This is a genomic window from Alteracholeplasma palmae J233 (assembly GCF_000968055.1).
In the GTDB taxonomy this organism is placed as follows: Bacteria; Bacillota_I; Bacilli_A; order Acholeplasmatales; family Acholeplasmataceae; genus Alteracholeplasma; species Alteracholeplasma palmae.
Genome location: NC_022538.1, coordinates 1 through 22,796 on the forward strand (window position 1 = coordinate 1; position 22,796 = coordinate 22,796).

18 protein-coding genes are annotated in these 22,796 nt (G+C 28.5%); 16 read left to right on the top strand and 2 right to left on the bottom strand.

From position 1 onward, the window contains the following. The first annotated feature begins 291 nt into the window (after window positions 1-291). The 8 genes from dnaA (at window position 292) to BN854_RS00045 (ending at window position 11,093) form a co-directional block, all read left to right on the top strand. Complete coding sequence (gene dnaA, locus BN854_RS00005) at window positions 292-1,638, top strand: chromosomal replication initiator protein DnaA (RefSeq protein ID WP_026653733.1); 1,347 nt, start codon at window positions 292-294, stop codon at window positions 1,636-1,638. A 141-nt stretch (window positions 1,639-1,779) separates the two neighbouring features. After that, window positions 1,780-2,910, top strand: a complete 1,131-nt coding sequence (gene dnaN / locus BN854_RS00015; protein ID WP_026653740.1) for a DNA polymerase III subunit beta — start codon at window positions 1,780-1,782, stop codon at window positions 2,908-2,910. 117 nt (window positions 2,911-3,027) lie between these two features. Next, entirely contained in the window at window positions 3,028-3,492 is a 465-nt protein-coding gene (locus BN854_RS00020) for a hypothetical protein (protein WP_026653748.1), read from the top strand. Between the two features lie 202 nt (window positions 3,493-3,694). Continuing rightward, window positions 3,695-3,907: an RNA-binding S4 domain-containing protein gene (locus BN854_RS00025; protein ID WP_026653754.1), complete on the top strand. Its 213-nt coding sequence runs from the start codon at window positions 3,695-3,697 to the stop codon at window positions 3,905-3,907. Continuing rightward, window positions 3,900-4,934, top strand: coding sequence for a DNA replication/repair protein RecF (recF, locus tag BN854_RS00030; RefSeq protein ID WP_026653761.1), 1,035 nt, complete (start codon window positions 3,900-3,902; stop codon window positions 4,932-4,934). The genes BN854_RS00025 and recF overlap by 8 nt, the downstream gene beginning before the upstream one ends. A 4-nt stretch (window positions 4,935-4,938) precedes the next feature. Further along, window positions 4,939-6,852 (top strand): DNA topoisomerase (ATP-hydrolyzing) subunit B, encoded by a 1,914-nt coding sequence (gene gyrB, locus BN854_RS00035; RefSeq protein WP_026653769.1) that lies wholly within the window; start codon window positions 4,939-4,941, stop codon window positions 6,850-6,852. Window positions 6,853-6,866: 14 nt separating this feature from the next. Then, a complete protein-coding gene (gyrA, locus tag BN854_RS00040) occupies window positions 6,867-9,488 on the top strand; it encodes a DNA gyrase subunit A (protein ID WP_026653777.1) in 2,622 nt (873 codons plus the stop codon). A 255-nt stretch (window positions 9,489-9,743) separates the two neighbouring features. Further along, on the top strand, window positions 9,744-11,093 hold the full coding sequence (locus BN854_RS00045; protein WP_026653784.1) for an RNA-binding domain-containing protein: 1,350 nt from the start codon (window positions 9,744-9,746) through the stop codon (window positions 11,091-11,093). Window positions 11,094-11,309: 216 nt separating this feature from the next. Here the strand turns inward: BN854_RS00045 and BN854_RS00050 are convergent, their stop codons facing one another. After that, window positions 11,310-12,809 carry a transposase gene (locus tag BN854_RS00050; RefSeq protein WP_026653792.1) on the bottom strand — a complete coding sequence of 500 codons (1,500 nt, stop codon included), beginning with the start codon at window positions 12,807-12,809 and terminating at the stop codon, window positions 11,310-11,312. Window positions 12,810-12,981: 172 nt separating this feature from the next. Between BN854_RS00050 and BN854_RS00055 the strand changes: the two genes are divergently transcribed. The 4 genes from BN854_RS00055 (at window position 12,982) to BN854_RS00070 (ending at window position 18,289) form a co-directional block, all read left to right on the top strand. Further along, a complete protein-coding gene (locus tag BN854_RS00055; RefSeq protein WP_026653801.1) occupies window positions 12,982-13,443 on the top strand; it encodes a hypothetical protein in 462 nt (153 codons plus the stop codon). Between the two features lies 1 nt (window position 13,444). After that, window positions 13,445-14,956 (top strand): ankyrin repeat domain-containing protein, encoded by a 1,512-nt coding sequence (locus BN854_RS00060; protein ID WP_026653807.1) that lies wholly within the window; start codon window positions 13,445-13,447, stop codon window positions 14,954-14,956. A 2-nt stretch (window positions 14,957-14,958) separates the two neighbouring features. After that, entirely contained in the window at window positions 14,959-15,939 is a 981-nt protein-coding gene (locus tag BN854_RS00065) for an ankyrin repeat domain-containing protein (RefSeq protein ID WP_026653814.1), read from the top strand. A gap of 223 nt (window positions 15,940-16,162) precedes the next feature. Next, entirely contained in the window at window positions 16,163-18,289 is a 2,127-nt protein-coding gene (locus tag BN854_RS00070) for a hypothetical protein (RefSeq protein WP_026653824.1), read from the top strand. Between the two features lie 6 nt (window positions 18,290-18,295). Here the strand turns inward: BN854_RS00070 and BN854_RS00075 are convergent, their stop codons facing one another. Then, complete coding sequence (locus BN854_RS00075) at window positions 18,296-18,622, bottom strand: hypothetical protein (protein WP_026653831.1); 327 nt, start codon at window positions 18,620-18,622, stop codon at window positions 18,296-18,298. Window positions 18,623-18,755: 133 nt separating this feature from the next. Here BN854_RS00075 and BN854_RS00080 point away from each other — a divergent pair, with 133 nt between their 5' ends. The 4 genes from BN854_RS00080 (at window position 18,756) to BN854_RS00095 (ending at window position 22,536) form a co-directional block, all read left to right on the top strand. Beyond that, the gene (locus BN854_RS00080) at window positions 18,756-19,373 is read left to right on the top strand and encodes a hypothetical protein (RefSeq protein WP_026653834.1); all 618 of its coding nucleotides are present in this window, start codon (window positions 18,756-18,758) and stop codon (window positions 19,371-19,373) included. A gap of 134 nt (window positions 19,374-19,507) precedes the next feature. Beyond that, window positions 19,508-21,310: an MAG1210 family protein gene (locus BN854_RS00085; RefSeq protein ID WP_026653838.1), complete on the top strand. Its 1,803-nt coding sequence runs from the start codon at window positions 19,508-19,510 to the stop codon at window positions 21,308-21,310. 54 nt (window positions 21,311-21,364) lie between these two features. Further along, on the top strand, window positions 21,365-22,027 hold the full coding sequence (locus BN854_RS00090; protein ID WP_026653846.1) for a LemA family protein: 663 nt from the start codon (window positions 21,365-21,367) through the stop codon (window positions 22,025-22,027). Window positions 22,028-22,116: 89 nt separating this feature from the next. Further along, window positions 22,117-22,536, top strand: coding sequence for a hypothetical protein (locus BN854_RS00095; RefSeq protein WP_026653855.1), 420 nt, complete (start codon window positions 22,117-22,119; stop codon window positions 22,534-22,536). Window positions 22,537-22,796 lie beyond the last annotated feature (260 nt).

Here is a 22,796-nt window from a genome sequence, read left to right on the forward strand (position 1 = left end):
TTTTTTAACCTTTTTTTATAAAATTACATTTATTAGTTTTACAAAGTTATCCACAGCGTTTTCGTGGATAGAATTGTGGGAAACTTTCCCACAAATTTCCCACATTGTGGAAAAGTGGGAAACTCTTTTGTTGGCTTTATAATGCATTTCTAATGCTCTTTTTGTCCACATTTTGGTGTTTTTCTAAATTGTTGCTAAAAAGTTATCCACAAATAATGTGGGAAACTTTTGAAACTTTTTCCACATTTATATGATATTCTATTATCACAACTAAAAGAACGGAGGTCTGTCATGAACATTTATGATGATTTGTGGAATAAGATTTTAAAAGATCTTGAGTACATCTATAGTGAAGAAGTTTATAATGAAATATTCGCTCCTATAAAGTCTACTCATAAATTCCAAAATGGTCTTATATTTATAATTGTAGAATCTGAATTTATTAAAAACAGAATTTCAAGAATGTATATGCCTAAAATTAATGAACTCGCAACAAAACACTTTGATCAAGCAGTAAGATTTAAATTTGTAACTGCTCAAGACTTAATTAGTGAAGACTCACCAAAAGATAGAGTTCTGACAATTAACACCTACCGTCCTGGTAATTTAAATAATGCTTACTCGTTTGATAATTTCGTTGTTGGTAAGAGTAACACTTTCGCCTTTAGAATGGCTATGAAAGTAGCAGATCAACCAGGCGTAGTAGCTAACCCTTTCTATATTTTTGGGGATGTAGGTTTAGGTAAAACCCACTTAATGCAAGCAATCGGTAATTACATTCTAGATAACGATGTTAACCAGCGTGTTTTATATGTAAAAGCTGATGGTTTTATAGAAGATTTTACCAATCTTTTAAGAAAAGAAAAAATGGATGATTTCAATCATAAATATAGAGATATAGATGTCCTATTAGTAGATGATATTCAAATAATGGCTGGGGCAAACCGGACACAGATGGAGTTTTTCAAACTTTTTGACTACTTGTATCTGAATAATAAGCAAATTATTATTACAAGTGATAAACCTGCTTCTGAACTTAAAAACATTATGTCCAGATTAACTTCTAGATTTGAAGCTGGATTAACAGTTGATATCCAAGTTCCTGATCTTGACCATCGATTAACTATTTTAAAAAGAAAACTGAGCTCTTTTGACCCTAATAACGATGTTAGTGATGATGTTTTAGAATTTATTGCCTCATCTTTTGTTACTAATATCCGTGAAATGGAAGGCGCTTTAATTAGACTTTTAAGCTATGCCTCTGCTTGTAACCTTGATATTACATTAGATGTGGCTTATGAAGCTTTAGATCCTTTATTAAAAACTAAAAAACGCAGTAATAACTTAAATGAAAACAACTATGATAAAATACAAAGTGTTGTAAGTGAATTCTACAATATCAGTCTTCAAGATTTAATTGGTAAAAAAAGACACTCTAAATATACTTTACCTAGACATATTGCCATGTATCTAATTAAATTAAAGTATAATATACCTTATAAAACAATTGGAACCTTATTTAGTGATAGAGACCACTCAACTGTTTTAGCAGCTTGCGAAAAGATAGAAAATGAACTTAGACAAGATGCTAATTTAAAGATTGCAGTTGACACTATCGTTAAAAAAGTAGATGCTTAATCCACATTAATATTGTTTATAAAATGTTTGAAATATGTTATAATAATAGCATAGTAAGGCTTATAAGTGGACTTTCCCACTTTTCCACACACACTAATAACTATAAAAATAAATATTATAATAAATAAAAGGAGAATCGCCATGAATTTTTCAATTAATAGAGAAGTACTTCTAACCCAATTATTAAACATTCAAAAAGGACTTCCAGTAAAAACTTCACTACCTATTTTATATGCAATTAAATTTGAAGTTTTAGAAGATCATATTTTATTAACATCAAGTAACTCAGATATCGCTATTCAAATTATGATTGATGATCCAAGTTTAAAAGTATTACAAACAGGAAAAGCTGCTATCCCTGGTAAATTCTTTATTGAAATCATGAGAAAGATAAATGCTACATATGTTGAAATGGCATTAATGGAAGATAAATTATTAGTGATAAAAGCAGATCGCTCTGAATTTAAACTAAGATTAATGGATTTTGACTATTATCCAGAAATTGATTTCTTAGACTTAGATGATCCAATCGTTATTGACAGTAACGTTATTAAAACAATTGTGAGAGAAACAAACTTCGCAACTGCTACAAATGAAAAAAGACCTATCTTAACAGGTGTTAACTTCAAATACGATGATAACCACTTATATGCAGTAGCAACCGACTCATATAGACTTAGTCAAAAAAATATTAAATTAAGAACTCATAGTAAACAATTTGATATTGTTATTCCAAATAAGAGTTTAGAAGAATTAAGTAAAATTTTAGATTCAATCAATGAAGATATTGAATTATACATTAACCCAAATAAAGTTTTGTTTAAACTTAATAAAATTTGGTTTCAAACAAGATTACTTGAAGGCAACTACCCAGATACTGTAAAAATTATTCCAACAGAATTCCCAGTATCTATTCCATTTAACAAAGAAGATCTTTTACAAGCAGTAGAAAGAGTTTCCTTATTATCACCAAGAGATAAAGAAACTAACTATAACATCATTAAACTTAACCTAAACTTAGATAAAGTAGTAGAAATCAGTTCTACAAACAATGAAGTTGGGGATGCTTTAGAAGAAATTATTCCTAATGGGGATATAAAAGGTGAATCAATTAAAATTGCATTCAGCTCTAAATACCTAGTAGAAGCATTAAAATCTCTTAATTCTCCAGAAATTACATTAAACTTTGCAGGAGATATTAAACCTTTTGTTATTAAAGGCAAACTAGATGAAGAATCACTACACCTTATTCTTCCAGTAAGAATGGACTAATGATAAAATAAGATAAGCTCAAGCAATTGAGCTTTTTGTTTTTAAATATTAAATAATACTATTTTTAAGTTATAATCGATGTAACTAAAACTATTATTGATATTAAGGGGATAGCATATGAGTGAAAAAGAAAAACAACTATTAATATTTATTATAATGATCTTAGCATCCCAACTATTTTTAAAACTATGGTCTTTTATCAGTCGTTATGTACATAAAACGAATCACAAATACTTTGAGAATAAAAATGGCTTAGAAGAATTCTATTACACTATCTATTTTATGATCATTTTAATAAGCCTTGGAGTTATATATGCTTTTGTCATAATAAACTATGAAATAAAATACTACAGCCTATTCATACTAGCACTATCGCTATTAGTAAGCTTCTTATTATATAAAAAAATTAACCCGACACTTACTAAAATTACGAGTGATGAGAATTGCTTCATACAATCAAAAAGATTTTTTGGTAATAACAAAACTAAAATACAAAACACCCACTATTTCATTAACACATTTTATCAATTTTCATTAATATTTAATACGATAGCTGCTTTAATAGTATATTTAACTTTGTAATAACCTAACAAAAACTAAGGAGAACATTTTCTAAAATGATTTCCTTTTTTATTTTTATAGACAAATACAATAATACCCTAAAATCGTTAAAATTTGCCATTTTTAAATAAAACCTAATAAGACATCGTTTTTAACAAAAAAGCCTTTAAAACGTTATTTTTATTGATATTTATGGTATAATAAACATAAGTGAGGGAATAATATGCAAGAATTTATACTACGTGGCGAATTTATAACAATCGCTCAATTTCTAAAAGTAAATGATTATATCACATCAGGTGGTCAAACAAAATTTTTTCTAGTAGAAAATGAAGTTTTACTAAACGGCATTCCTATTATCGAAAGAAAGAAAAAATTAAAAAATGGAGATGTCGTCACAGTTAACAAAAATAAGTATGTGATTACATATGATTAAAAAATTAGAATTAAAACAATTTAGAAATCATTTAACAAAAACAATTGAATTTAATAAAAATCTAGTGTATTTAGTAGGACCTAATGGATCTGGTAAAACAAGTATTTTAGAAAGTATTTATTTTGCCTCAACAACTAAATCACATAGAACAAATAATGAAAAAGAAATGATTCAAGAAAATCAACCTTTTTCTATTATAAAACTTAAAACTGTTACAAATGACTTTCAAATTGTCTTATCAGATACTGGAAAAAGAGCATTTATTAATCAAGTAGAAAAAAGAAAAATAAGTGATTATATTGGTCATTTCAAAGTTGTAATGTTTTCTCCAGAAGATCTTTCTTTAATTAAAGGAAGCCCTTCTGATAGAAGAAAATTTATGGACTTAGAATTGATGCAGCTATATCCATCTTACCTACAAACCTTAAGCCAGTATAAAAAAGTTTTAAAACAAAGAAATCTACTTTTAAAAAAAATAAAAATAGATGATGATTATACTTTTTTAAATATCTTAGGAGAACAACTCCTTGAATTAGGAGAAGTTTTAATTTCTAAAAGAAAAGCATTCCTAGAAGAACTCCAAGAAGAACTTAACAAAGCATACAAACTATTTTCTAACTATCAAACAACCATTCAATATATCCCTTATTTAACCAAAGAAAAAATGATAGAGCACTTCACTAAAAAACAAAAATATGACATCATCAACCAAACAACTATGGCAGGACCACATAAAGATGATTTTATTATTTTGTTTAATGAAAAAATAGCGAATGCATTTGCCTCACAAGGTGAACAAAGATTAATTATGATTGCCTTAAAACTTGCTTTACTAAAACTGATTCAAAAACATGAAAATAAAGAAATTGTTCTATTACTAGATGATGTCTTATCAGAACTTGATGATCAGATACAAAAAACAATCTTAGAACAATTACCTAAAAATCAACAAATTATTATTAGTAGTGCAGTAAAGATTCTAGAGAATAACAACATACAAATGATTCAACTAAATAAAGGAGCTTGATTTTATGTCTACAGAAAATAAAGAACAAAAAGCATATGATGCAGATAGTATACAAATACTTGAAGGATTAGAAGCGGTAAGAAAAAGACCTGGGATGTATATCGGATCAACAGGAGAAAGAGGACTTCACCATTTAGTATGGGAAATAGTAGATAACTCTATTGATGAAGCCTTAGCAGGATACGCAGACACAATTACAGTAGAAGTTTTAAAAGACAATATCATAAGAGTAACAGATAACGGACGTGGGATTCCAGTAGGGATTCACCATAAAACAGGAAAACCAGCAGTAGAAACAATTCTTACAACCCTTCATGCCGGTGGTAAATTTGATGGTTCATCCTATAAAGTATCAGGAGGGCTACACGGTGTAGGGGCTTCTGTTGTTAATGCTTTATCAAGCTATTTTATCGTAGAAGTTCATGTGAACGGAAAAATCCATAAACAAAGATTTGAAAAAGGATTCCCAGTAACAGGCCTAGACATAATAGGAGATACAACTCATCAAGGAACAGTTATTACATTCTTAGCTGATCCAGATGTATTTAAAGAAACAACCATTTATGATTTTGAAACTCTAAGAAGTAGAGTGCAACAACTAGCTTTCTTAAACAGAAATATTAAAATTACAATCACAGATGATAGAAAAGAAGAACCAGTTTCATTCACCTATCATTATGAAGGTGGTTTATTAGAATATATTGATTTTTTAACAGGTACTAAAACTAAAATTAACGCAAATAAGTTTTATGCTGAAAAAGAAGTTGATGGTATTACATTAGAAGTTGCCTTACAATATACAGATTCATACGCAACTAACCTATATTCATTTACAAACAACATTCCAACCCATGAAGGTGGAATGCATGAAGATGGATTTAAAATGGCTTTAAATCGTGTTTTAGCAAAATATGCTAAAGACAATAACTTACTTAAAAAAGATGAACCTTTCATAAGTGATGACACAAGAGAAGGCTTAACTGCGATTATTTCAGTTAAACACCCTGATCCACAATTTGAAGGACAAACTAAAACTAAATTAGGAAACGTTGAAGTAAGACAAATCGCTTCTCAAGTAGTTGGAGAAACATTTGAAAGATACTTATTAGAAAACCCAACAGACGCAAAAGCAATCATTGATAAATCTTTACTAGCAGCACGCGCTAGAATCGCCGCTAGAAAAGCACGTGAAGCAACGCGTCGTAAATCACCTTTAGATGCACTAGGCTTTGCATCTAAACTAGCAGATTGTAGAAGTAAAAACCCTGCTATATCTGAACTTTATATCGTCGAAGGGGACTCAGCCGGAGGATCTGCTAAGCAAGGTAGAGAATCTGAATATCAAGCTATCTTACCCTTACGTGGTAAAGTCCTAAACGTTGAAAAAGCTAGAATTGATAAAGTCTTAAGTAACAATGAAATTCTTTCTTTAATCCAAGCGATTGGAACTGGAATTGGAGAAGAATTTAACCCTGAAAAAGCACGTTATCATAAAATTGTTATCATGACCGATGCCGATGTCGATGGGGCACATATTAGAACATTATTACTTACATTCTTCTTTAGATACTTTAAACCACTAATTGACCTAGGATATATCTATTTTGCTCAACCACCTTTATATAAATTACAATTTGGTAAAAAAGTAGAATATGTTTATGATGATGAAGCACTACCAAAAGCCTTAGAACAATTAGGCGGAAAACCAAGCATGCAAAGATATAAAGGGCTAGGGGAAATGAATCCTGAACAATTATGGGAAACCACAATGGATCCTGAAACTAGAACTTTACTACAAGTAACAATGAAAGATGCGATAGAAGCAGATCAAGTCTTTAACATGTTAATGGGAGAAGAAGTTGCTCCTAGAAAAGAATTTATTCAAACAAATGCGGTATACGCAGATGTTGATATTTAAGAAGGGGTATTATTATGTCAGAAGAAATAAAAGATGATTTTGAAACAAGTAAAACAACTGAAGGACATATTAAAGAAGTAAACATTTCATCAGAAATGAGAAAATCCTTCTTAAGTTACGCAATGAGTGTTATCGTTTCACGTGCTTTACCAGATATTAGAGATGGATTAAAACCAGTTCAAAGAAGAATTCTTTATGGAATGAATGAACTAGGTGTTTACAGTAATTCAAGTTATAAAAAGTCAGCCAGAATTGTAGGGGACGTTATGGGGAAATATCACCCTCATGGTGACTCTAGTATTTATGAGGCAATGGTAAGAATGTCTCAAGATTTTAGTTATAGATATCCGCTTGTTGATGGTCATGGTAACTTTGGATCAATCGATGGTGATGGGGCAGCCGCTATGCGTTATACCGAAGCTAGAATGTCTAAAATCGCTATGGAAATGTTAAGAGATATTGATAAAAACACAATTGATTTTATTGATAACTACGATGCCAGTGAAAAAGAACCAGCTGTCCTACCAGCAAGGTACCCAAATCTTTTAGTAAACGGATCAACAGGGATTGCAGTAGGTATGGCGACAAACATCCCACCTCATGACTTAGGTGAAGTAGTTGATGGTTTATTAGCATATATTGATAATAAAGATATTACAGTAGATGAATTAATGGAATACATTAAAGGACCAGATTTTCCAACCGGAGGACAAATCCTTGGCTTAAGTGGACTAAGAGCTGCTTATAGAACGGGTAATGGTATTATCGCTATTAGAGCTAAAGCAGAAATTCAAACCCATAAAAATAAAAATAGTATTGTTGTTACTGAAATACCATATCAAGTTAATAAAACAAAACTAATTGAAAGAATCGCAGAACTAGCAAAAGATAAAATTATTGAAGGGATTACAGACCTAAGAGATGAATCAAACCGTAAAGGAATGAGAATCGTTATTGAATTAAGAAGAGATGTAAACCCTCATGTAATGTTAAATAACTTATACAAATATACACAACTTCAAGTATCATTTGGTATGAACATGATTGCCCTTGTTAAAGGTGAACCTAAAACAGTCACTCTAAAAGATATGTTAGAAGGATACTTTGAATTCCAAATGGAAGTCATTCAAAGAAGAACACAATATGAATTAGAAAAAGCAGAAGCTAGAATTCATATTATCAATGCCTTAGTAAAAGCTTTAAACGATGTTGATAGAGCAGTTGAATTAATTAAAACTTCTAAAGATGGTGAAGAAGCTAAACAAAGATTAATTGAAACATACGACTTTGATGATATCCAAGCTAAAGCTATCCTAGATATGAGATTACAAAGATTAACAAGTCTTGAAATCTTAAAAATCAAAGATGAAGCTGAAGAATTAAGAATTAAAATAGAAGGCTATAATGAAATTATTGCTTCTCATGAAAGAAAAGAAGCTATCATCAAAGAAGAAATCACAGAAATTAGAAACAAATATGATGATGGAAGAAAATCAGAAATCAACCTTTATGAAGATCTAGACATTGATAATGAAGACTTAATCCCAGTTGAAGATATCTTAATTACAGTTACTAATAATGGCTATATTAAGAGAATGTCGCTTGATAACTATAAAGCTCAAAATCGTGGTGGAGTAGGAATTACTGGTATTAAGATGCATGAAGATGACTATGTTGAACATATGGCAATGACACAAACTCATGACTATCATTTATTCTTTACTAATAAAGGTAGAGTCTATAAAATAAAAGGATACCAAATTCCAGTTGGATCAAGACAAGCTAAAGGACTACCAATCATTAACCTTTTACCATTTGAAAAAGATGAAACATTAACATCATTTACGAGCGTAAAAGACTTTGATGATCAAAACCAATTCTTATTCTTTGTCACTAAAAAAGGTATTGTTAAACGTACCCCAGTAAGTGATTATAAGAACATTAGAACAAATGGTATTATTGCCTTAACCTTAAGAGAAGATGATGAACTATTAAGCGTTAGACCAACAAACGGTAATAAAGATATTATCCTAGGTGCTTCAAACGGTAAAGCTATCAGATTCAATGAAGCAGATGTCCGTTCTATGGGACGTACCGCATCGGGGGTTAAAGGAATGGCTATAGATGAAAAAGATGATATCGTAGGAATTGCTTTAGTAGAAAATGAAGACCAAGAAGTCTTAGTAGTTACTGAAAATGGATTTGGCAAGAGAACTCATGTCAGTGAATATCGTAGCCAAAACCGTGGAGGTAAAGGAGTTAAAACCCTTAATGTTACAGAGAAAAATGGTAAACTTGCCACACTAAGAGCTGTAACAGATGATCAAGATTTAATTGTTTCATCAGATAAAGGAATTACAATTAGAACTCATATTGCACAAATAGCTGAAACTAAGCGTGCTACACAAGGTGTTAGAATTATTAAACTAAGACCTGATCATAAGGTTGCTACTATAGCGTTAGTTCCTCACCAAGATGAAGAAGAAATAGTTGATCCACAAATAGTAACACAAGAAGAAATAGAAATTAAAGATGAAAAGAAAGTAGTAGAAACAGTAACACTTTCAGCAACTTCTGAAGAAAATATAGAAGAAGAAAAAGAAGTAACACAAATAGATATTTTCGATAAAGAATAATTAATTTAAAAGGCACCCTTATTTATTTTAAATTTAAATAAATAGAGGTGCTTTTTTGTTGGGATAATAAGTAAATGAAAGTAATAAAAGATCATATGAATTAAATAATCATAATAAAACTATGTATAATCCCAACAAAGTTTAAATGATAAGCAACATTTCCCGAGATTTCCCGAGATTTCCCGAGATTTCCCGAGATTTCCCGAGATTTCCCGAGATAAAGTGTTATAATGTACATAGAAGGGATGATACAATATGACAAAATTGTTTAAGGAAGAATCAAACACTATAGAATACAAAAAAACATTACCTAATGAAACTGAAAGATGGTTAAAATCAATTGTTTCTTTTAGTAATACTTCAGGTGGAGAATTAATTATTGGTGTTGAAGACTCGACACTTAATATTTACGGAATTCATGAAGTAAGATCTGTTTTTGAACAAAAAATTATGGAAACTATCTATAATAATATTGAACCGAAACCCATTGTAGATATTGTATTTAAGAATATTGAAAATAAAGACATCGCTATTATTCAAGTTTTAAAAGGGAATGAACAGCCATATTTTATTAGAAAACAAGGGATAGAAGAGGGTTGCTATATCAGATTTGGGTCAACAGATCAAAAAGCAAGCAATAGTCAAAGAACTGAATTATTACTAAATAAAAAAAATGAAAATTATACAAATAAAATTTATGATGAACAAGGTACATTATTTAGCTTAAAAGATATCGATATCAGTGCATTCTTACTTGAAATTAACAATACGATAAAAACAAATAAAGAAATCACTATAAACAAGTTAATTGAATGGAATATAGTTAAAAAAAGTTTCGGTGAACTCTATGCAACTAATGGTTTAATGCTACTTTTAGGACAGGGATTTAATTATAGTAACATCAGAATAGGGTTCTTTTCAGGAATAACTAAATCTAAACTAATTGACGAAATAACTGTCACGGGGTCAATTATTAAACAATATAATGAAGTAATGAAAATACTCCTTGATAAGTTAAAGACACACTATAAAATAAAAACGCTTAGAGAACAACAATATAAAGTGCCTGAAGAGACGCTAAGAGAAATTATAGCTAATGCTATCATACATAGAAACTACTTAGAGCAAGAACCAATTAAGATTAGTTTATTTGATGATCGCATCGAAATATTTTCTCCAGGTAATTTTTTTGATGGTCTACAGTTAGAGGATGCTCTAAATGGAATTTCAAAATTGAGAAATCCAAATATCAGTGAAATTTTTTATCATATTGGAATTATTGAAAAATGGGGATCTGGAATTAAAAGAGCAAACGAAGCATTAGAAGAAAATTTAATGAACCAATTAGTTTTTGAAATAAGGAGTGCTCACGGTATTAATGTAATAATTAAATTTGATAAAGATAACATAAAAGCAGTTGAACATAGTGTAATAGATGAAGAAAATTATTTAGAATATAAAAAAGATTTTACACGTAAACAATTAGAACAAGAACTAGGCTTTACTACAGATCAAGCTAGGTACTTAATCGAAAAATGGCTAAGTAAAGGAAAAGTCACAAAAAGTGGTGGTGGACCTAGTACAATTTATAAAGTTAATAAGTAATATAATAACAAAATTAAGTATTATATTTATTAATATTGAAGAAAAGAATTACTCTAATTGGAGCTGTAAAGAAATGAAGTAATTCACTACTTCAAGAACTTAACAGTTCTTTTTTTCTTATATCTACCGTGAACTATGTGGATAAAATCAAAAAACATCTACTTTTAGGCGTCAAAAAAGAAGATTCTATTAAAATCTTAAGTTTATTGTAGATATCTATTCTGTTATTCTATACTTTTTATTATGATATTTTCTCAAATTATACCCAATCGCTGTTAAATAAAACTCCATTTTAACATTATGAGTTAATCTTCGTCTAAATCTTCTTACTTTAAATGCTTCTTTAATCACTCCAAAGGCACCCTCAACTTGAATTGACCTTTGAACTCTTAATTCAATTCCTAATGGTGATGTAAGATTTTTAATAACCTCTTTTTGGTATGTAAGATTTTCATCATTAATCTCTTTACGCTTACCATTTGGTAATTCATATACATCATTACCTCGATTATTTCTATACAGATACTTTAAAGTATCTCCATTAGGTGTTAAATAATCATTACCTGATTTAGTAAGGTTAAATGGAAAATATGGATCTTTCATTCTTTTTTTGTCATGCGTATCTTTAGCATACATTGCATATTTTTGATAAAGCTCCATATCGTTTAGTTTTAAATAACGATAATTCGTTAATCCACCATATCCAGCATCCGCTACTGGATATTTTGGATAGAAGTCATAACTTTTCTTAAATCCTTCTAAAAAAGGAATCAAAGTTTTATAATCACTACGTTCTTTATAGATATCTAGATGTAGGATATATTCATTTGATACACCAATTTGTATATTATACCCTGGTTTTAATTGACTATTACGCATATGATCTTCTTTCATATGCATAAAAGTCGCGTCTATATCTGTTTTAGCATATGAGTTTCTATCATTACCCATAATCTTTAAATGTCTTTCATACTCTACAAGTTTAGCTAAATATTCTAAGATATGTTCATAATCTCTTTGTAAAGTAGTTTTTCTTTGACCTTTACCATATTTAAACTCTATTAATTCCCTATCTATCTCATTAAGTAGAAAGTCTTTGATGCTATTTAAATTATCAGTGTTATATGTTTCATGTATTGGAAAGAAGATATCTGAGTCTTCATATCTTTTATTTAAGGATTCTATCTGTTTGGTTATTTTTTTATATAACTTATCTCTAAACTTTTCAATAGAACCACGCCATGTAAAACTATATTTATTAGCCACCGATTCTATTTTAGTACCATCTATATATAATTTATCTGTATCAATAGATTCTTTTTTTATTAAGTACTTACTTAGTTCATAAAAGATTTCATCTATTCCTTTAACTAAGTATTTATCCATAAAGGTTTTTATTGTTTGATGACTTGGCATTAATTCATCTGTAAGCCACATGATTCTAATATCATTTTTAGCAGCTTTTGCCATATCTCTTAAAGATTGAATCTTTTCCATTTGACAAAACATGATCAGTTTTAACATTTGAACCGGATTATAACCCATACGACCTCTTGGATCTTTTGAGCTATTTAAGTATTTTTTTATCTCCAATTTTCTAAATACTTCATCAAATGTACGAACTTCACTATCAAAAGGAATTTTTATGTCTAATTGTAGTGGTAATTTTAACTGTTTTGGGTTAAAATTATGTTGTATATTTTGTTGTGTTTGCATACTATAATTATACCAAAAAACCGCCCTAGGATTCTAGAGCGGCTTTTTTGTTTTATAGACTGTTACTTTTATTTCGTTACAGTCCCTTTATTATTATAATAAAACATGCTACTTCCTTTTAAAAATGACAATAAAAGTGTATACTAAAAAGAAAAAGAAAGAGAGATATTAGATGCAAGCCAGAACAATCCAACCCACACATCAAGAGTCAGGTCAACTAATATATGATTTTATCAAACAAAAATCATACGTAGAAGCCTATAGGTTATCTAAAAAAATAGAATCAAGTTTATCTAAACTAGATCTTATCAATTACGCTCTTTGCCTAATTAAAATGAATAAAGAACAAGAAGCTATTCTTGCCTTAGAAAAAGCATTTTTGCAAAACCAAAGACTCATGGAGACAACTCCTGAATATAACCAAGAAGAAATCAATTTATTGAAAATAGAAGATAAAGAAAAAACATACCTTCTTCCAATTAATCCAAATTTAACATACGGTAAAAAATATATAGAATATCGAATTGAAAGACTCTTATATGACTTATATAAACAAACAAATAACACATTTAAAATAAATACTATTGTCAATAAATATAAAAAATATGATTTAGAATCTTTAAGAGGTAATTAAAATGTCAGAAGAACAAAAACAAATAGAAAAGATTAAAGATTACTATGAAAAAGAAAGAAACTATCTTAATAGCCTACCTTTATACAAAGCAATCTCTAACTTAGAAATAAAAGATGAATATGATGACTTTAATTCACTTGCCCATATTGCAGTATTATTTAAAGATCTTGAAACTTTAAAATACTTAATAGAAAAAGAAGTGAATCTAAAAGAAGTCAATACTAATAATGATAATCTCTTTCACATGCTTGCTAGAAATAATAGAACAATTCAACAAGATGAAAATACATTAAAACAAATAGCTGATATACTTCTTTCTCAAAGAGTAAGTTTAATCAGAAAAAACAATTCAGGATATACCGCAGTCCATTTATCTGTGATAGAAGAAAACATCGATTTATTAACCTACTTTATAAACAATAATGTCAATCTTACTTTAACAGACAACAATAACCAGACTCTACTTCATTTAATTGTTCATACAATAAAAGAACTCAATCAAAAAAAGGAATACACAAGATTTGAATCTGATAAAAACGAAATAGATGAAAAAATTCTAAAATTAGAAAATATAACAAAAGAACTTATTTCTAAAATAGACTCAGAAATTAGAAATAAAGATGATAAACGAGCAGTAGATCTAAGTATATCTTATGCCTTAGGAAAATTAAGTCTTATTTTAAATGATGAATCATTAGAAGAAAATGATGAAACCCAACTTAAAGTAAAAACAAAATCTAAAACTATCCACCAGGCAATTAAAGATAACGATAGTGAAGCATTTTATGCTTTACTAGAATTAGGTGCTGATGTTAATGAAGTATACCAAGAATCTCCATTCTTGTATCAAACTCCATTAATGGTTGCTATGATGCAAAAAAATATTGAATTTGTTAAAGTACTTCTTGAAAATAATGCAGATCCTAACTTTAAAACAGGAGAAGAAGAAAAAACAGCTCTATTCTTCTTTATATCATATACGCAATATAAAGATACAGATCATAGAAATAAAGTCATTGAACAAATTATTGACCTATTAATCAAACATGGTCTAAATATTAATGACACAGTAGATAAAAATGGTCATACAGCAGTTAATTTATGCTATACAAGAGATTTAGCAGTTAGAACAGATACGCAATACGGAAGTTTTAAAGAACTTGTCGCAAGAACCCTTATCTCAAAAAACGCTGATATTAACATTCCAAATAATAAAGGAATTAATCCAATCATGAATCTTATAATAGATAGTTATCAATATAATGAAAACACACTATTAGATTTATTAGAAAATGAAATCAACTTAGACCAAAAAGATGAATTATCACAAAACCTTGTCATTAAAGCAGCTCAAAATAGAAATGAATCAGTTATGTTACAGTATTTAAACTTTATTGAACAATTTGGTCAACTTAAAACAACAGAAACAGATATTTATCAAAAAATAGCGTTTGATTACGCCACAGAAAATAACTACCAACAACTAGCAACATGGCTTATAGAAAGGATGTAACAATGGAAAACAATATATTAATTACTGCATGTAAAAACAATCAAAAAGGTGTTGCCTTAGCACTCATTAAAAAAGGAGGCTTTGATTTAAATAAAAAAGATCAACTAGGTAATACTGCCTTATTCTACGCAACTCTTAAAAATGCTAAAGACGTTGTTAAATTACTATTAGAACAAGGTGCAGACGCAAGCCTAGCGAATAACCAAAGTGAAGAACCTATTCACGCAGCTTCACAATCAGGAAACAAGGAAATCATCGACTTACTTTTACAAAATGGTGCTCAAGTAAACACAACAGACAGAATAGGAAGAACGCCGTTAATTATTTCTATCCTTTCAAGAAAAACAGAAATAGCTAAACACTTAATCTTACAAGGTGCTAATAAAGAACAAAAAGACAATGAAGGATATAGTGCATTTGACTATACAACAAGCCTAGGCTTAAGAGACCTTATCCCTTACTTAAATGGAGAAAATACTGTAGATAACCACGGTAATACACCACTTCATCAAGCTGTTTACAATAACCAAAGTGAAGTAGTCAGTGCTCTATTAAAAAACTTAACCCTAGATATTGATACCCTTAATGATGAAGGAGATTCAGCACTTAATATAGCATGTAGAAACCATAGCGTTGTAATAGTAGAAATGTTACTAAAAGCTCAAGCTAACCCTAATTTAAAACTATTAAACGGAAACTCTCCCTTACACTTTGTTGCTAATTTAGGAGGGGTTGCTGTTGCTAAATTACTACTAGCTTACAATGCAATAGTAGATGCTAAAAACGAAAATAGTGAAACCCCATTATTAGTTTCAGTGCTCTCTGGTAAAAATGATATGGCAAGACTCTTATTAAGTAAAAAAGCAGATCCAAATGTAACAGATAACCAAGGTCATACACCGTTATACTATGCTTCAGAAAATGGATTAACAGAAATTGTAGAATTGCTTTTAGAAAACGGTGCTGAAATTTCAGAAAACTAAGTTCAAATATATTTAATTAAACGCAGAGAAACTCTGCTTTTTTTTATGTAATTATTAAAAAAAGTGCATTTTATAACATATAAACTGCACTTGGGAACATACACGTTCAAAAAAAATAAAAGCCCCCTATAATATAGTTAATATAAAAAACATGATAATAAAAAAACTATTATGAAAAAGGAGGTAAGATTTATAAGAGAAATCTCTTTTAAATCTATGAAAAATGAAAAAAATAGCATTTATTGAAATTGATTCAACCATTAATATCTTTAAAGAAAATAATTATTCAAAACTCCTTAAAAAAACAGATCAAACACAATACCAAATTGACTACTACACAGATAAAAATATTTCTATTTTATTTATGAATGAAAATTTTAAATTACTAACATACGATGCACTTATCATAGATATTGCTTACGAAGAATTAATAGATATTTTAGAATACTATAAAAAAGACATAGAAACCTTTATAGAATATGGAAAAGGTATCTTAGTAACTGCAGATATAACAGATATCAACTTAACATTCCTTCCTAAAACCCATGAAATTTCTATTTTAAAAGACGAGGAAGATAAAATAGAAGATTATACATATAATGAGAAGAAAAACTTTGACATCTCAAATTTTATCCTAAATTACCCTAATAAACTAAACAAAACTAAACTACAAATAAAAAACACTTCATATATAGAAGCTAAAACAAAAGCTTACTATTTTAATTTAATAAAAGAAAAAAGTATCTTGATAACAAGTTTACCTATTAAAAACCAAAAACTAATTATCACAACTCTTACACTTAACTATTTAATTGAACAAAACACAATTCTAGAAAATCTGACTTATTACATCACAAGAGGTATTCCTAGAATAGCTTTTATCAGTAGTAAAGAAAATGATACTCTAATAGATAACACAGAAGTAGAAGTTGAACTCTTTAATCATACAAGCACGAGATACAAAGACTTAAAACAATTACAAAAATCACCTATAAAAGAATATCACCATATTTATGTGCTTTCTAAAGAATATAATAAAGAAGACGCCTTAAAATTGTTTAACCATTATCAAAAAGAAAAAATAGTAAGAGTATTTTACCAAATAAAAGAACAAACCGGTCCAACCTTTCATGAATTAACCAATTACCATTCGCTAGAATATTTAAAAACAGAACTATACAGTCTAACCCTTAGCGAATATGCTAATGGATTTTTCTTGGAAAGTATTTATTTAACCTATTCTATTATTGAATGCTTCTCTATGTTTAATTTAGAATATGATCAATTTATTAAAGGTATTTTAGAAAAAATCAATGAAAAGTATCATGATGGAAATTATGATGAAGACCTCGATAAAACACTGATACTATATAGATTATTAAAATTAATTAACAAAAAAATTGAGACAGAAAATAAAAAAATCAACCAAATTCAACAATGGCTTGATGATAAAATACTAGATTTAGATGAATATAATCAAATGAAAGTGATTGTCATTAGATCAGAAGATAGCTTAACTTATCTGGAGACAATCGATCAAAAAATTCAAAATAATATTATAAAGACAATAGAAGAAAAGAAAGCATTTTTTCAAGAAGAAATTCTAATCACAGAAAAATTAGAAAAAATTAATCTTTATATATCTATCTTAAAACTATTTAAAATAGATAATAAAAAATTCATTCAATCAATAGAAACTGAAATCATAGAAATCATTGATAAACAAGATAGTTTAGGAATTTGGAATGAGGATTTTATTCAAACATCAAGAATTGTTAATTTATTTTATGAATTAGATCAAACCTTATTTACAAAAAAGACCCAAGAAAAGATAACCTATGCACTATTTCGTTCGATTATCCACCTGAAGAAAGCTAACCTTATGCATCAAAGAAAGAAAGACTTAGTTTTCTTAGTGACAACCAGTCGTTCACTTTACTACTATTATAAGGATATTTATAAAAATTCTATTGACGTTATCCATGATGAAACTAAAAAAATCATTGAAAATAAAACAATTGATTTTCTAACCACATCATTAGAAAGGTTAATTGATATCAATATAGAAGATAAGAAGAAATTAGAACGCTTAAATGAAATAGAAAAAACATATCTAAAAAATAAAGTTAAACTCAACACTGTGTCAAGTTTAACAGTTATATTAGTCCTATTACTTATCTCGTATTATCTATATTTAGCACTAGAAGATACCCAAACTTTTAAGAAAATAATGAGTCAATCGCTTATGTGGGTACCGATTGCGATTGGTTTAATTATTACCCCAACTGTTAATTTTTTATCAAAAAAAATAGTAGGTAAACAAATTAAAAAAAATAAAGATCAAGAGTGATCTTTATTAAAGTAAACTACGTAAAACATCTATTTGACTTACTGCCTCAGCTCTATTATCAATGAATAAATCATATAACTTTCTTTTCATTTTATATCTATGACTATTGCCACTTTTTCTAAACGCTAAATGTAACCTTAATGTATCAATTTCATTAGGATTTTTAAAGAAAATATCGAGCAATTTTTCAAGGTAAGTTAACTCAAGATTATCACTATTTTCAATGTTTTTAATCAATAAAACCGTATCTGTATCTTCTAAGTAGAAGAAACCTTCAGACTTTAATTGGTATAATTTGTCGATAATATCATCATTTAATGCATCAAAATCCATAAAAATCACATCCTTTTACCGATAAGTATAGCATAATTCACTAAAATATATTAAAATAAAGTCTTAGGAGAAAAGTAAAAATTTAATTTCCGACTATTATTAAAGTGAAAATAAAATTTAAAGGGTGAATAAAATGAATTTTTATGAAAAACTAAAATTAGAACATGGAACAAACAAACCAATTGTGATAGAAGATTTATGTGACTGGAATTATACAAATGAATCTATTAGAAAACAACTTTCTAACCTAGCAAAAGAAGGGAAAGTAATCAGATACATTCATGGTGTTTACTATATTCCAGAAGAAGAAACTTCTGTAGATAACGGTTTAGATGTAGAAGATGTTTTAGAGTATAAGTATATTAGAAATGGCAAAAATGTCATGGGATTTTATTTAGGGTATAGACTGGAAAAAGAACTAGGTCTTCCTTACAAACCGGATACAAGTCACGAAATTATTACTAATAGAGAAAAAACAAGAAAAAGACCAATAGAAATAGAAGGTATACCAGCCATTATTAGAAAACCATATCTAGTAATAACTGAAAGAAATTACAAACTTGTACAACTCTTGTACTATATTAAAAAATCAACATTTAAAAGCCTTGAAAATCACTATCAGATCCTAAGGGATTATGTAATGAAAAATAAATTTACCAGAAAAGACTTATTAGTTACAACGGAAAAATTTCCCAAGGCCGTTTTAAATAAAGTCATTGATTCTGGATTATTAAAAGACTTTTTAAGTTAACTAAACTAGATATAAAGAGACTTGTTATGAACGTAACAAGTTTTTTGTCTTGTAATAACTTAGCTTATTGATAAAAACAGCATTAAGTGTTAAAATTAATCTATTCAATATAGACTTATTTGGGAGTTGATTACATGGGAAAAGAAGAAACAAACGATTCTATGGATATTTATGAACCGTTAAAAGAATATCGCTCAATCTATAAAAGTAAACACAATCAAAATGTGACTGATTTCTTTGATGCCTTAGTTTTAAAAGCTCAAATAGATCAAGGATTAAACAAAAGTACGAATGATAAAATAAAAAAATTAGAAAAACGTGCTAATACTTTAAAATCATCCATTACAAAAAGAAGAATCCTTCAAGCATTCTCATGGATAGGAATTATTATTGCCTTAGTTGCATCAATCTACGGCATCATGCAATTAGTTAAAAAAATAACAGAGCTAAAATCTATTCTATCGTTAAGCTTAGGAAGTGTAGCACTAGTTGTATTGATTATCGTTATTTTTAAAGTCATTAATCCAAAACTAAAAATACTCATTAAAAATCATGATAAACTAAGAAAAGAAATAGATGACCTCATACAAGAAGCCTATCAACAATTAGAACCATTAAACAATTTATTTACAGAAACTATGAGTTTAGAGCTCTTTAAAAAAACACTGCCTAACATTAACATGGACCTAGTATTTGATTCTAGAAGACTAGATTACCTAGTCAATAAATTTGGATTAGGAGATCTAAAAGACTTAAATAGATCAGCGCTTTTTATCCAATCAGGAGATATTAAAGGAAATCCCTTTTATTTATCTAAAGAACTTGTTCACGAACTAGGGACAAAAGCTTATACAGGATCAATTACTATCCATTGGACAACAACATCCCGTTCTAATGGTAAAACTGTAACCAATCATCATACCCAAACACTTACAGAAACAATTGTAAGACCTTGCCCATACTATACAAAAGAAATTTACTTAGTATACGGAAATGAAGCGGCACCCGATTTAATATTTAGTAGAGAAGATTCTGATGCAGAAGATTTAAATCAAAAACAAATAGATAAAAAAGTTTCAAGAGACATAAAAAAACTAGGAAGAAAATCTGAAAAGAGTATAAAAACCGGTGGTAATTATACAGTCTTAGGTAATTCAGAATTTGAAGTTCTCTTTGGGGCAACTAACCGTAATCACGAAACTCAATTTAGATTATTATTTACCCCCCTTGCTCAAAAATCACTTCTAGAACTGATGAAAGATACAGAATATGGATATGGCGATGACTTTGATTTTGTGAAACATAAAATGATTAATGTCCTTTATCCAGAACACTTAGATCATTTTGAATTAAAACCAAATCCTAAGTTTTTTAGAGGCTATGACTTAGAAGTAGTTAAGAAAAACTTTGTAGACTTCCAAAATGAGTACTTTAGACAACTATATTTCGCGTTTGCGCCAGTTTTAGCTATTCCTTTATATCAACAACACATGCCACACGAATATATCTATAAAGACCTATATGATAGTTATGTGAGTTTTTATGAACACGAGTCAGTTGTTAATCATATGAATGAAAATGAATTTAAGCATCCATTATCAACAACACCTAATATTTTAAAGACAACGGTTAACAAAAGTAAAGATTACAAAGATACAATTACAGTAACTGCTTATGGATATGAAACACATAATAGAGTAGATTATTTTACGAAACTAGGTAGAGATGGTAGAATGCATACAATTCCTGTTCATTGGACAGAATACATCCCGGTTTCAAAAGATACACCGATTGAGATTAGTGTTCCAGTTGAAGAAAAGGAATTAAGTTATCAAGATAGAATTAGAAAAGTTTTAGAAAATACTTCAAAACAAGGCATTGATCCAAAAGAAGTTTATAAAATAGGCTTATATTTAGCATATATATTAAAAAAGTAAAACAATATTAAAAAAAAATGTATAATAGAACTATAACAATAGGAGGTACAAATAATGGCAAATGAATTAGATGAATTAAATGGTCCTGTAAATAAACAAGGACAAGATGTAAATGTAATCGCAAAACAGTTACCTGTAAAAGTGGGTACTGGATCTTTAATTTTTGAAATATGTTTATGGATTCTGATTATACCAGGAATTATCTTCCAAATTAAAAAAGTATCCGCTAGAAACCATTTCAAAGCATTACAACAAAAGATTCAACACAATGCATCACAAATAGATAACTACTTAGAACAAAGAGTTCAAATCTTACAAAACGTTGTAGGAATCGTAGAAAAATCAGTAGATCTAGATAAAGATGTTATGAAGTCAGTAGCACAATTTAGAGGCGGAGTCAATCCAACTGATGAAAACAGAAACGAAGTAGCAGGACAATTAGATTCTGCCTTAAGAAGTGTAAGAGTAGCATTTGAAGCATACCCAGAACTAAAAGCACATCGTGCATTAGCTGATGCGATGCAACAAAACAGTTACTTACAAAAAGAAATTACCGCAGCTCGTGAAGTTTATAATGATACAGTATTAAAATGGAACCAAGATATCTTTGCATGGCCAACTAAAATGATAGTTGCTGCTAAAGAAGGATATACTTCAAGAATTCCTTTTTCTGCAAGTGAGGAAACTAAACAACAAGCGAGATCAAAATTCTTTTAACAATCATTAAAATTATTAAAAATTCAGAGAATAGTAAAATATTCTCTGTTTTTATTAAATAGACTAATTACAACTTGGGGTGAGTTAATATGGAAAAAATAAATACTAGTGATTTAAATAGTAAAGAAATAAAACATGGTTTTATAAATAAAGTGTTTTTACTTATAAATATAGGTTTAGCTATTATTTGTATTATTCTAAATATATTCTCTGATAAATTATCATACGAAATAATTAACATAGCTATCATTTTTATAGCAGCATATTCTTTTTTATTTACAGCTATAGGGGAATGGTATCCAAATAAAAAAAGAATTGATTCGAAATTTTTGTTAAATGCACTTATTGTTTTTATAATAACATTATCTCTAATTAGTTTGAAAAAAGATACCTATATGCCGATAATAAACAAAGATATAGAAAATTTATTATATTATCTTAAGTTGACTGCTCTAGGTAAACTAGCAATAGATGTATGTCTTGGATTACATATAAGTATCACTTTTTAACATAATCTAAATATAGTACTTTAATTAACAGAATTTTATAATATTAATATGTGAAGAACACTTTTTAATCTATCAGTTTAAAGAACTTGATTAAAAAAGGGTTCTTTATTTTTATATAAGAATAAATTAGAGAATATGTTACTTTTTTATTTTGTTAAAAAATATTCTCAGAGTTACAACAACAGGAATAATAGTTTGCTATAAATAGGGTTATTTCACTATTTGTAGGAGTTAACATGAAAAAAATAAATATAACAATT